The organism is Bacillus sp. z60-11, from assembly GCF_046464135.1.
Classification (GTDB): domain Bacteria; phylum Bacillota; class Bacilli; order Bacillales; family Bacillaceae; genus Bacillus; species Bacillus sonorensis_A.
In genome coordinates this window covers 857648-870014 of the sequence record NZ_JBIYSN010000001.1, presented here as the reverse complement: position 1 = coordinate 870014, position 12367 = coordinate 857648, and the positions used below count along the sequence as shown (strand labels likewise).

The following is a 12367-nucleotide window of genomic DNA, read 5'->3' as shown; positions in this document are numbered from 1 at the left end:
CTTCCGCTATATCTACTATACCTTGTTTCCGTGGATTTGCCAAGAAAAAAGCGAACGCATATTCGATTTTTTTAGAAATGAAAAATGCTTTTCCGAAAAGCGGAATGTTCTTTTTTAAAAGGAAGATCTTCCGAAAAAACTGTTGTCGGTTATTTTTCCAGCATTTTCAGCAAAAGGTGGCAGCCGTATTTGGCGGACCGTTTCCGGACGCCGGACCGGGAACCGGCGAACATGAATTCAAAGGCCTCTTCTGTTTTGCCTTTTTGAGAGATGCCGATATATACTTTTCCGGCCGGGTGGCCTTCCTGGGTGTTAGGTCCGGCCACTCCCGTAAAGCTGATGCCGATATCGCTTCCGGTTTTCGCTCTGATGCCTTTTGCAAGCTCTTTTGCGCACTGCGCGCTGACAGCGCCAAAGCGGTTCAGCGTATCTTCGGAGACGCCGGCGGCTGAAACCTTCAATTCGTTCGTATAGCAGACAGCACCGCCTTTGAAATATTCACTGGCACCGCTTATTTCCGTCAGCCAGCTGGAAAAGAGCCCTCCAGTAAAGCTTTCCGCAGCCGCCAGAGTCACCCCTTTTCGGGTGCAGGCCTTCGCAAGCTCTTCCACGAGCGATGTATCATCATACCCGTAAAAGAATTCGCCGACGCGCTCTAAAATGCGGTCTTCCGTTTCTTTCAGCAGACGGCTTGTTTCATCCGGATCGGCATGCTTTGCCGTCAGCCGGAGGGTGACTTCCCCGTCTGCCGCCAAAGGGGCGATCGTCGGATTTGTCTGCGCATCGATGAGATCTTCCAAATCCGTTTCAAGCTGGGATTCACCGATTCCAAAGAACCGCAGCACCCTTGAAACGATTTTTTCTTTTGAGCCGAGCTTTTCCAAAATCAGCGGCTTCGCTTCATGTTCAAACATCGGTTCAAGCTCTTTCGGCGGACCGGGAAGAAGCATGTAAAAACGGGACTCATGCTCCAAAAGCATCCCCGGCGCCATGCCGAACCGGTTCGGCAGGACGTCCGATCCCTTCAAAATCAGCGCCTGTTTGCGATTATTCGGCGACATCGTCCGGTTCGTTTTTTTAAAGTAATCCTCAATCGATTGAAAGGCCTTCTCATCAAGCTCAAGGGGACGCCCGACAACCTCTGCGATCGTTTCTTTTGTCAAATCGTCTTTCGTCGGTCCAAGCCCGCCTGAGAAAATAATAAAATCAGATCTTTCCTGTGCGGTTTGAATGACTTGCTTGAGACGCTCGGGGTTGTCACCGACCGCTGTGTGATAAAAGACATTAATGCCGATTTCGGCCAGCTGTTTGCTGATAAACTGCGCGTTCGTATTGGCGATTTGTCCGAGCAGAAGCTCAGATCCGACAGCGATGATTTCCGCTTTTCTTTCCAATTTCATGTTCTCCACTTCCCCATGTTCAGTCTGATGTTTTTAAAGCATCCCAGTTTTTGGCGAAATAATCCCAGCCTGATACGACGGTGAAAAAGACAGCGACCCATAGCGCAAGGGAGCCGAACGGGAATGATACGAGCTCGAATGGAAGATTGTGAAGCAAGAGAGCCGAAATGGCAATGATCTGCGCCCACGTTTTCACTTTTCCAAGCATGTTTGCCGCCACGACTTCTCCCGTTCCCGCAAGCACGAGGCGGAGTCCCGTCACGGCAAATTCGCGGCTGATGATGATGATCGCCATCCATGCCGGTGCGAGATGATACTGAACCAAAATAATCAATGCCGATGAAACGAGGAGCTTGTCCGCAAGCGGATCAAGAAACTTCCCAAAATTCGTCACAAGGTTCAGCTTTCTCGCGTAATAGCCGTCAACCCAATCGGTAACAGAGGCGAAGATGAACAAAAGGGCGCCGACCAAATGGGCGACCGGAATCGATTCGCTTCCAAACGAGATGGATCCCCATGGAAACGGGACAAGCATGATGATCATGAAAATGGGAATTAATGCGATTCTTGAAAGCGTGATTTTATTCGGTAAGTTAAACATAAAGGTTCCTCCATATGTATCGTTTTGCAAATGATGGACGCAAGAAAAAGTCATCCGGCATTTAAGATGACTTTTCCTCCTTTTTATTTTGAATCGTTATGTTTTGCGTCATCACCGATTTAGGATCAAGTTCGTAGGAAAGAGCTTCTCCGTTGATTTTTATTTCAACGCCTGGCGCATATCCGATCCGCAGATCAACCTGTTCCTGATCGGTTATATTTTTCTTAAAGGTTTCCCCTTTTTTCATCATTCCTTCTTTAAGGGAGCTTCCTTTCGCATCCCGCACCCTTACCCAGGAATCCGCCGTTGCTTTGACCTCAAGCTCAAGCTTGTCGGCGCCGGATACTTCATATGTTGTGGAAGATCCTTCACTGCCTGCGGCTTTAATGCTCAGCTCATTCTTTTCGTCTGACGCTGAATCGTTTTTTTTCTCCCCGCTGTTTTGCTGAGCATCTTCATCTTTCTGATTTTCTTTTGTCAGCGGCGAATCCTTGGAGACGTCGTACTTGCTTTGCGACTCTTCTGTTTTTGGCTGTTCGGCGGACTGCTGATTGCCGCCGCCGTTTACGGCCTGGATGATGACGTAAATGATCACAACGACAACGATAACCCCGGCCGAGACAAGCAGTGTGGGCAGAAGTTCAAGCGCTTTTGACGCAGACTTCGGAAGTTCCCTCTGCGGCTTGATCGAAGATAGCTTATCAGAAACCTCATCATTGTAGGAATTGGGGATATCCTTTTTATACTCTTCAAATAAGAGCTCTGAATTCAGTCCGACAGCTTCCGCATACTGTTTAATAAAGGCTCTTACATAAAATTTCCCCGGAATAACGTCATAGTTTCCTTCTTCAAGCGCTGTTAAATATCGTTTTTGGATTTTTGTCGCCGCCTGAAGATCGTCCAATGACATCCCTTTTTCCTCTCTGGCTTCTTTCAGCCGATTTCCTAGTTCAGTCACAACAAACACCTTCCATTTTAAAAATCAAAACCGGAAAAACCAGAATGGTCAAACATTTGCGGTTCCTCGGCATGTTCATATGTAATAACCTCGTCAGGGCTGTTACGCAATTCGATAATGTAATCAAAATCATCCATCGTATATTCCGTATTCTGCACGAAAATATCCGGATGCTCGACAACTTTGGTCGCGGGAAGCCGCATAATTTCGCTGACGAGCTGCAGATGGCGCTCAGATCCCCTTCTGGTCGAGACAATGCCGTCCAGTATAAACACATTCTCCGGACTGTACTCATCGGCAATCAGCTGGCTTCTGATCGTTTGCTTCAAAAGTGTAGATGATACGAAAAGCCATCTTTTGCTCGCACATACGCTTGAAGCGACGATCGACTCCGTCTTGCCGACGCGGGGCATCCCGCGGATCCCGATCAGCTTGTGCCCGTCTTTTTTAAACAATTCGGCCATAAAATCGACGAGCAGGCCGAGCTCGGCGCGTTCAAAACGGAACGTTTTTTTATCATCGGCATCCCGCTGAATATAGCGGCCGTGTCTGACAGCGAGACGGTCTCTTAATTTCGGTTCTCTCAGCTTCGTCACTTTAATCGTTTCCATCGTGTTCAAAATGGATTCCAGGCGCTTAATCTGATCTATATGACGGCATTTTAACAAAAGGCCCCTTCTTGAAGTATCAACGCCGTTAATGGTCACAATATTGATTGAAAGCATCCCCAATAAAGAGGATATATCTCCCAGAAGTCCGGGACGGTTGACTTGGATTTCATATTCTAAGTACCATTCGAGCTTTGCCAAATGATAACCTCCCTATCCATCATCGTGGCAAAAATTTACCTTCCTTTATCATAAAGCATTTTGTCTTAATTAGAAAGCAGAATGTTGTGATTAAATAAGAAAAACGTCCGTTTCCCAAAATCGGGAAACACGGCGTCGCGGTTGCTTTGAATCCAAGTATAACGGCAAAGCCGTTCGAACCTATAAAAAAGAGAGAGTGAACACACTCTCTCCTTAATGTGAGCTGTTGTTTTCAACAAGCTTGACCATAACGTTCGCAATGGCGCGCTGCTCTTCTTCTGAAGCTACGCTCCACAGATCGGCGAGCACTCTTTCCTGATGGTTTTTTGAATCGACCTCACCGGCTAAGTAATCGCCGATCTCATAAGCAAGATCCGAGATGGTTTCGTTTGACATTCCTTTTGCTTGGGCGTAGTTGAGACGGTCGCCCAAAAAGTTTTTCCACTGATCCCAATTATCCAGTACGGACATATCAGGCCCCTCCATTCTCTTAAAGTTACAGGCTTATTATTCTCGGAGGGATGAGAAACTATACATGTTTTTAACAATGCCAGCCGCCGTTCACCGATAAGATCTGACCGGTGATATAGGACGCTTTTTCTGAAAGAAGAAAGAGAACGGCGTCCGCCACCTCTTCCGGGGCTGCAAGCCTGCCCATCGGGATGTCTTCTGCAATCATCTCTTCCTCCTCTTGGGAGAAAGCCCCCATCATTTTTGTCTTGACCGCTCCCGGTGAAACGGCGTTGACCCTGATCCCGCTTGGGGCAAGCTCTTTTGCGAGGGCTTTGACAAACAGGTTTTGCGCCCCCTTTGTCATGCTGTATAACACCTCACAGGATGCTCCGGTTTCGCCCCAGATGGAGCTGATCGCAACGATTGCGCCCGCTTTTTTGCGAAGCATGGCCGGCAGAAGGTTTCTCGTCAAAAGAAACGGACTTGATACATGAAGCTGCACCATGTCCTGGACAGCTTCGTCGGACATGTCTGTGACAAGTCCGTGAAAGCTTTGCCCGCTGTTTAAGACGACGGCGTCAAGCGCCCGTCCGCCGATTGAGGCGGAAACAGCCTGTACACCGTCAGGCGCGGACAGATCACCTTGAATGATTTCCGTGTGAACACCGTATGTATCAGCGAGTTTTTCGCTTAAGGAAACGGCCGCCTGTTTGTTCGCGTTGTAATGAAGGAGCAAATCGAAGCCGCTCTCGGCCAGCTTTTCGCTGATGCTTTGGCCGATTCCCCCGCTTGAGCCGGTGACAAGAGCTAATTTTGACAATGGTTCCACCCTTTCCGTTCAAAAAAGAAAGGTTCAGCACAAAGACTTTCCATGCTGAACTTTCCGGTGTGTATTATGATTTCGGAACGACTTTGCAGACGGTGATCCTGTCCTCTTCTATTTCTTCCTCTATTGCCTTGTGGACGTCTTCGAGCGTGATCGACTCGAGAACGGTGACAATATCGAACAGACTCGTCTCCAAAAATGCGTACCGTGTAAACTGATTGGCGATGTATTCAGGCGAGTTCATCGATTTTAGGAATGTACCGATTTTTTTCTTTCTCGCCAAATCGAGTTTTTCAGCCGTGATCGTCTCTTTGGCTTTGAAGAACACCTGTTTCAGTTCTTCTGCAAGCTGATCGGGCTCAGGGGTGTCGCCGCCGACAGAGGCGAAGCCAAAGCCGTGCTCTTCCGTGTAGTCGTAGCTGAATGTCTCGTCAATATAGCCTTTTTCATAAATTTTTTCATAATCGGCAGAGCTTTTGCCAAACAGACATTCAAGAATCAAGTTCATGGTCAGTTCATGTTTTAAGAGGTCGTCTCCAGTATTTCGGGGATTGACGCTTTTTAAGCCGACCATGCATTTCGAGCTTTGAACATTCATTTTGATTTCCTGCTCTTTTCGGTATACTGCGGCGGGCTCATCCACTTCTTTGCGGACGATTTCAGGCTGATCCGTATACGGTTTGTTTTCCTGGTTTTTGCGGACCTGACCGATGATCGCTTCCGCGTCGACCGGTCCGACGACAAACAAGAGCATATTGCTCGGGTGATAGAACGTCTCATAGCATTCATACAAGAGATCCTTCGTAATGTGTGAAATGCTTTCGATCGTGCCGGCGATGTCAATCCGGACGGGATGTTCTTTATACATGTTTTCGATCAGGCCGAAGAAAAGACGCCAATCCGGGTTATCATCGTACATATTGATTTCCTGGCCGATGATGCCTTTTTCTTTTTCAACCGTTTTTTCCGTGAAATAAGGGTCCTGCACAAAATTGACGAGTGTTTCAAGATTATCTGCAACCTTTGAAGTGCTTGAAAAAAGATACGCCGTTCTCGTGAAGGAGGTAAAAGCGTTGGCTGAAGCCCCCTGTTTGCTGAAATGCTGAAAGACATCGCCGTCTTCTTTTTCAAACAGCTTATGCTCGAGGAAATGGGCGATGCCGTCAGGCACACGGACCATTTCTTCTTTTCCGAGCGGGACAAACTGATTGTCAATTGAGCCGTACTTTGTCGTAAATACAGCGTATGTCTTGTTAAATCCTTCTTTTGGGAGTACGTATACATCAAGTCCGCCGGGCATTTTTTCATAGTATAGCGTTTCCTTCAGCTGTTCAAATTCAATCGTTTTCGTCAAGATGCTCCCTCCGTCCCTTTCAGAAAGTACGTTGTATCCAATTCGATTTTCTGACCGACCTCAACAATCTCGTCCTTGGTGACATTGTCAATCCGGTCAAGCCATTCCTCCAAAGAAAATTCGGTTTGGGCGGCAGCCTGCTGATAAATGAATTCGACTAAGCCGTAAGGTGTATCAAGGGTTTCAAGAATCTGATTTTTAATGACCGCTTTCGTCTGGCTGATCGCCTCTTCCGTAAAGCTGCCTTTTTTCATCTCCTGGAACTGTTCCTTGATGATGTCGACGGCTTTTTGATAATTGGCGACTTCAATACCTGACATGACCATTAAAAGCCCTTTGAAGCTTTCGATTCTGGAGGCCGCATAATAGGCAAGGCTCGCTTTTTCTCTGACATTCATAAACAGCTTGGAATGGGAGAAGCCGCCGAACAGGCCGTTGAAAAGCTGCAGTGCCGGATAGTCATCGTCTGTAAAAAACGTGTTGGTCCGAAAGCCCATGTTCAGCTTGCCCTGTTTGACATCCGCATCCTCAACAACTTCCCTTGGCTCCGGCGTGTGATTGCGCTCGATCTGGGCGGCTGCCGGTGCACTTCGCTCTTTCGTTTTGAAATAGTTTGCAATGTACTGATCGGCTTGGTTTTCGTCAACATCCCCTACGACGTAAATGTCGAGCTGATCTTCCGCAATTGCCTTAGTATACGCTTGATACAGGCTCTCTGGCGTGATGCCGTCCACATCATCAAGCTCTCCGTTCACATGCAGGGAGTAAGGCTCATCTTTGCACATTTCCTGAATAAGCCTCAGGTTCGAGTAGCGCATTTTATCATTGTAGACGGCCTGAATTCTTTGTTTTAATGTGCGTTTCTCCTGGGAGACATAATCAGGTTTAAAAACCCCTCCCTCAAGCGCCGGCGAAAAAATAATGTCGGACAAAAGCTCCATTCCTTTTTCCAAAAGCGGCGTCTGGTCCTTTAAATATTTTTCATTGGCGATATCCAGGCGGAACGTAATGACGTGCTGTTCCCCTTTTTTGGAGAGGTCAGCCGATACAGAAGTGCCGTAAAGCTCGTCAAGGTACGTCCTGAGGTCAGCCGTTTTCGGATGCCTGCTTGTTCCCCGCAGGAGCACATGCGGAAAAAGAGCCCGGTTAGTCACGTCTACTTTTGTTAAAGGGGCGAGCATTTTAAAAGTAATGGAAACGGTTTTAAACTTTTCCGTCTTCACGATATGGCTTGTGACCCCGCGATGTTTTCCTTTTATTTCATTCAGATATGTCATGAAGAACCTCCTTCGTCCTTTTTATATTATGTATTATGACCCGATTCGACCATATGCTTCTCAGGCCGTTTGGTTGTAATTATATCAACTGGAGGAGATTTAAGGAAACTAAAAACCTCGCCAAAAAAAGAACGGTGCAGATTTACACCGTTTTGACCGCTTCATTCTCATCTTTCTTCGGATCAATGTTAAAGAGCACGAGAGCGACAGCGGCGAGGCTGCAAAGAAGAGACACAATGAAAATCAACCGGTCGGCATTCGTCATCATGTAAGCAAATACCGGCGGTCCGAGTGCCACTCCGATAAACCGCATGCTGTTGTAAAATGACGAAATCGTTCCGCGTTCTTCTTTTTCAATCCCCTCTGTTATCAAAGCATCAAGCGAAGGAAGGGCGACCCCGATGCCGATGCCTCCGACCGTCATAAATAAAAACAGCGGATAAAAGCTGTGGTTCCACCACAATCCCCCGAAAGACAGGGCAAGCAGGATCATCCCGATGAGAACGCATATTTTCATTCTGATTTTATTGTTTCCGATCAGCTTTCCGGCAAGGTAAGAGCTGACGGAGAGAAACAGCAGCGGAATGCTGAGCAGCGCTCCTTTTATGATCCCGTCAATCTGATATTTTTTCTCCAGATTGTCGGAGAGGTAAAACAGCACCCCGAATAAAAGAAACATGATGATCCCGCCGATCAAAAAGATGGACACCAGCCAGCGCCCTTCCCGTTTGAAAATCTGCTGAACATTTTTTGAGAAATCTATAAAAGATTTCGAATCGGCGCCTTTTTCCTTCGGCTTCGGGACAAAAAACAGCACGAGAAAAAAGCTGGCGAGCGACACGACGGGAATAAACCAAAACGGCATAAACCAGACCCATGATGCTAAAAAAGCCCCTAAGATCGGGCTCAATACTTTTCCGGCGGTGTTTGCCGTCTCGATGTCGCCAAGTCCCGCACTGATGTCTTCATCGTTTTGAAACAAATCGCCGATAAACGGCATGACGACCGGAGCGGCACCTGCCGAACCGATGCCTTGCAGCACCCGCCCAGCCAAAATCATCGCATACGGCTCTTTGAAAAAAGGTGCAGCAAAGCCTGCGAGAGCGCCTCCCGCTCCGGCAATGACAAGACATGGAAGCATGACCTTTTTTCTGCCAAACCTATCGGACAAATAGCCTGTTATCGGTATACATATAATCGCAACAATAGAATAAACCGTGATGATCAAAGACACTTGAAACGAAGAAATGTTTAGTTTTTTTTCAATCACCGGCAGAACCGGGATCAGCATCGAGTTGCCGAGCGTCATGACAAGCGGGACAGACGACAGCGCGACAATGCTTTTAACACCTTTTTTTTTGCTCACCTTTTTTCACCCAATTCATTAGGATTTCCATCCATTAGTATGGGTTGCTGCAGGTAAGTTTATGTAGGCACAGCAAAAAACAGCCGCCTATCTTTAGCGCCTGTCTTTATCAAAAACGTTTTCTGACGACGTGAAACCTGAATTTATCAGCCCTGAAATAGTTTAATGAATATAGTACCGGCCTGTCATTTTGATCATAATGAATCTGCTTCAACAATAAAAGAGCGGTTTCCGGATCACACTCAAGGATTTGCGAGACCGTATCATGGTAGCCGATTGGCACAATGTCGGCAACCGCATAGCTGATGACTGCTCCCGATTTGTTCTCCAGCCATTCAAACATCGATTCCTGTTCATGTGAAAAGCCTTTCGGCAAAATCGACGTCGGAATTTTATCTAGACAGTAGACAACAGGTGATCCATTTGCCGTTCTCACCCGCTCAAGCAAAAATATGTCGCTATCTTCAGGGTGCTGAAAGCAGAGCATATCTTCTTCCGTCGGGTCTGTCACCTGTGAGGACATAAAAATGGTTCCGGGTGTCATGTTTGCCTGTTCGATCATTTTCGTCACGCTGTTCAGCTGCTCAATACCTGAGAGAAACAAAGGTTTGGCGTTCACAAAAGTGCCGACGCCATGCCTTCTGATGAGGACGTTTTCTTCTTCGAGGATTCTGAGCGCTTCTTTGAGAGCCGCTCTCGTGACGCCCAACATTTTAGACAGCTCGAATTCAGAGGGGAGCTGTTCATTTTCGCGGTAGACGCCATTTTGAATATCATCTTTTATCCGATCAATCACTTTTAGACATAAATGTTGATTGTCAGCTTTAATCGACATGTTTTCCCTCCGTCTGACCAGATCAGATTCAAAATACCTTTAATTGAGGATAACTATATCATGTTTTGTCAAATAAATAAATAGACGTTTTATCATGCACTAGTTTACATAATGTTTTTATTTTAAACAGAGCTCTCTTCCACCTAGGAAGAGAGCTCTTCATATTGTTCTTTAGACATGAGGACTTCCCGGGGCTTTGATCCTTCATAAGGACCAACGACTCCCCTTTCCTCCATCGCGTCAATCAGTCGGGCGGCCCGTGTGTAGCCGATGCGGAATCTTCTTTGCAGCATGGAGACCGATGCCGTCTGCATGCTGACGACAAGAGCGACCGCTTCATCGTAAAGATCGTCCGTCACTTCGCTGAGCGTCTCTGACGTTTCTTCAGGAATCATTTCCTCCTGGTATTGAGCTTTTTGCTGTGTAATGACATGGTCAACGACTTTTTCGACCTCTTCATCGGATAAGAAGGCCCCTTGTACGCGAAGCGGCTTGTTGGCTCCGACAGGCAGAAACAGCATGTCCCCTCTTCCGAGAAGCTTCTCAGCTCCTCCCATATCCAAAATCGTTCTCGAGTCTGTCTGCGAAGAAACGCTAAAGGCAATCCTTGACGGAATATTGGCTTTAATGACACCGGTGATGACATCGACTGACGGACGCTGCGTCGCAATGATCAGATGAATTCCGGCAGCGCGGGCCATCTGCGACAGCCTTGTGATGGAGTCTTCAACATCGGAGGAAGCGACCATCATCAAATCGGCAAGCTCGTCCACAATCACAATAATGTATGGAAGCTCCGGCTGTTTTGCTTCTTCTGATGCATTCATCCGTTTAATATAATCATTGTACCCTTCAATGTTTCTCGTTCCCGTGTGAGAAAACAGCTCATAGCGCCGTTCCATCTCATTGACGACCTTTTTCAAAGCCTGAGAAGCTTTTTTCGGGTCTGTCACAACAGGCGCGAGCAAATGGGGAATCCCGTTATACACATTCAGTTCGACCATTTTCGGGTCGATCATCATCATCTTCACTTCATGCGGTTTGGCCCTCATTAAAATGCTTGTGATGATGCCGTTGACACAGACGCTTTTTCCGCTTCCCGTCGCACCTGCGACTAAAAGGTGCGGCATCTTATTTAATTCAGCCAACACCGCTTCTCCCGATATATTGCGGCCAAGGCCGATCATCAGCTTTGCATCGGGACGGTCATTGAGCTTGGATTCAAGCACTTCCTTCAACGAAACCATCGCGACCTCGGCATTCGGCACTTCGATTCCGATCGCCGATTTTCCGGGTATCGGCGCTTCGATGCGGATATCCTTGGCGGCTAAGGCGAGCGCCAAGTCATCACTTAAATTGACAATCTTGCTCACTTTGACGCCGACGTCCGGATAGACTTCATACTTTGTCACGGCCGGACCGAGGTGGACCTGTGTCACCTTCGCCTTGACTCCGAAGCTTTGGAACGTTCTCTCAAGCTTTCTGGCGTTATCATAGATGTTTTTTTTGTCGGTTTGCTGGCCGGTATGTTTCGGATCATCCAATAAACTGATGGATGGCAGCTGATAGTCTTTGTTTTCAAGCTCTGTAAACGCAATCTCCGGAGCGGTTTCAAGGCTCTCTGAAGGCATCGGTTCAGGATCCGCCTCCGCAGGCTCGGGTGCTTCATAAGCCTGCACCTCCGGTTGTTCATCACGGTCGGAAAAGCTTGAGATGATCGGTTCCGATTGAATCACCGGATCGGGATCAGCTGCGGGTTCAGGCTCCAGGCCGGACTCCTCAGCAGTGTTTCGCTTCCGCTGCGTTTTTCGTTTTTTTCCTGATTTCTTTTTCGCTGTATGGCTTTTTAATTGCTTCAGATCGGCCAGAAATGCGCGCCATTGATCTTTAATGAATGACGCCGCCGGGGCCGTCCATTTGATCAGCGTCTCTTGCAGCGAACGGTCGGTGATCAATAAAAGACCGATCAGAATCAGAAAGATGGCGATGATTTTGGATCCGGCAGATGCGAACAGAAAATATGATGCCGCAAACAGCACCGCTCCAATCATGCCGCCGCCGAGATCAGGAGAGCCCGCCTTGCCTTCCACATCCATCATAAACAGCTCCCACGTGTTCTGGATCACGCTTGGAGACTGGATCATGCCCCTTTCCGCCAAATGCTGAAACAGCTGTACATGGGAAAGAAGCAAAAGGCTTGCAATGATGCAATAAAGCCCCGCTTTCCTTCTCGTCAGAAAGCTAGGCGTTTTTTTCTTCCAAAACAGTGAAACGCCTGTTAGAAAGAGAGCAAGCAGACAGAGAATAAACCACTCGCCCGCCAAAAAACGGAACATGTAAATGAACGTTTGACCTGCTACGCCAAGCTGCAGAATCGCAATAATCGAGATGGCGATGCAAATTAAACCGTACAATTCAAATTTGAGATTTATCCGTTTGACCTGTTTTTGTTTCTTTTTCGATTTTCGTTTTCTTTTTGCCATGCTCC

Annotated in this window: 11 protein-coding genes; all 11 read right to left on the bottom strand. The window is 47.4% G+C overall.

The features are described 5' to 3' along the window. Window positions 1-149: 149 nt before the first annotated feature. The gene (locus ACINLD_RS04525; protein WP_077736822.1) at window positions 150-1400 is read right to left on the bottom strand and encodes a competence/damage-inducible protein A; all 1251 of its coding nucleotides are present in this window, start codon (window positions 1398-1400) and stop codon (window positions 150-152) included. A 19-nt stretch (window positions 1401-1419) separates the two neighbouring features. Further along, window positions 1420-2001 (bottom strand): CDP-diacylglycerol--glycerol-3-phosphate 3-phosphatidyltransferase, encoded by a 582-nt coding sequence (gene pgsA, locus ACINLD_RS04520; RefSeq protein WP_026587034.1) that lies wholly within the window; start codon window positions 1999-2001, stop codon window positions 1420-1422. A gap of 61 nt (window positions 2002-2062) precedes the next feature. Further along, window positions 2063-2959 (bottom strand): helix-turn-helix domain-containing protein, encoded by an 897-nt coding sequence (locus ACINLD_RS04515; protein ID WP_179115731.1) that lies wholly within the window; start codon window positions 2957-2959, stop codon window positions 2063-2065. A gap of 17 nt (window positions 2960-2976) precedes the next feature. After that, complete coding sequence (locus ACINLD_RS04510; protein ID WP_026587032.1) at window positions 2977-3768, bottom strand: YmfK family protein; 792 nt, start codon at window positions 3766-3768, stop codon at window positions 2977-2979. A gap of 213 nt (window positions 3769-3981) precedes the next feature. Beyond that, complete coding sequence (locus tag ACINLD_RS04505; protein WP_026587031.1) at window positions 3982-4239, bottom strand: DUF3243 domain-containing protein; 258 nt, start codon at window positions 4237-4239, stop codon at window positions 3982-3984. Between the two features lie 70 nt (window positions 4240-4309). Continuing rightward, window positions 4310-5041, bottom strand: coding sequence for an elongation factor P 5-aminopentanone reductase (gene ymfI / locus ACINLD_RS04500; protein WP_077736826.1), 732 nt, complete (start codon window positions 5039-5041; stop codon window positions 4310-4312). 73 nt (window positions 5042-5114) lie between these two features. Then, window positions 5115-6401, bottom strand: coding sequence for an EF-P 5-aminopentanol modification-associated protein YfmH (yfmH, locus tag ACINLD_RS04495; protein ID WP_026587029.1), 1287 nt, complete (start codon window positions 6399-6401; stop codon window positions 5115-5117). Continuing rightward, window positions 6398-7678 carry an EF-P 5-aminopentanol modification-associated protein YfmF gene (gene yfmF / locus ACINLD_RS04490; protein WP_026587028.1) on the bottom strand — a complete coding sequence of 427 codons (1281 nt, stop codon included), beginning with the start codon at window positions 7676-7678 and terminating at the stop codon, window positions 6398-6400. Before yfmF ends, yfmH begins: the two co-directional genes overlap by 4 nt. Window positions 7679-7820: 142 nt before the next feature. After that, window positions 7821-9044 carry an MFS transporter gene (locus ACINLD_RS04485; protein ID WP_077736827.1) on the bottom strand — a complete coding sequence of 408 codons (1224 nt, stop codon included), beginning with the start codon at window positions 9042-9044 and terminating at the stop codon, window positions 7821-7823. A gap of 109 nt (window positions 9045-9153) precedes the next feature. Further along, window positions 9154-9879: a GntR family transcriptional regulator gene (locus tag ACINLD_RS04480; protein WP_026587026.1), complete on the bottom strand. Its 726-nt coding sequence runs from the start codon at window positions 9877-9879 to the stop codon at window positions 9154-9156. Window positions 9880-10022: 143 nt separating this feature from the next. Then, window positions 10023-12362 (bottom strand): DNA translocase FtsK, encoded by a 2340-nt coding sequence (locus ACINLD_RS04475; RefSeq protein WP_077736828.1) that lies wholly within the window; start codon window positions 12360-12362, stop codon window positions 10023-10025. Between the last annotated feature and the right edge of the window lie 5 nt (window positions 12363-12367).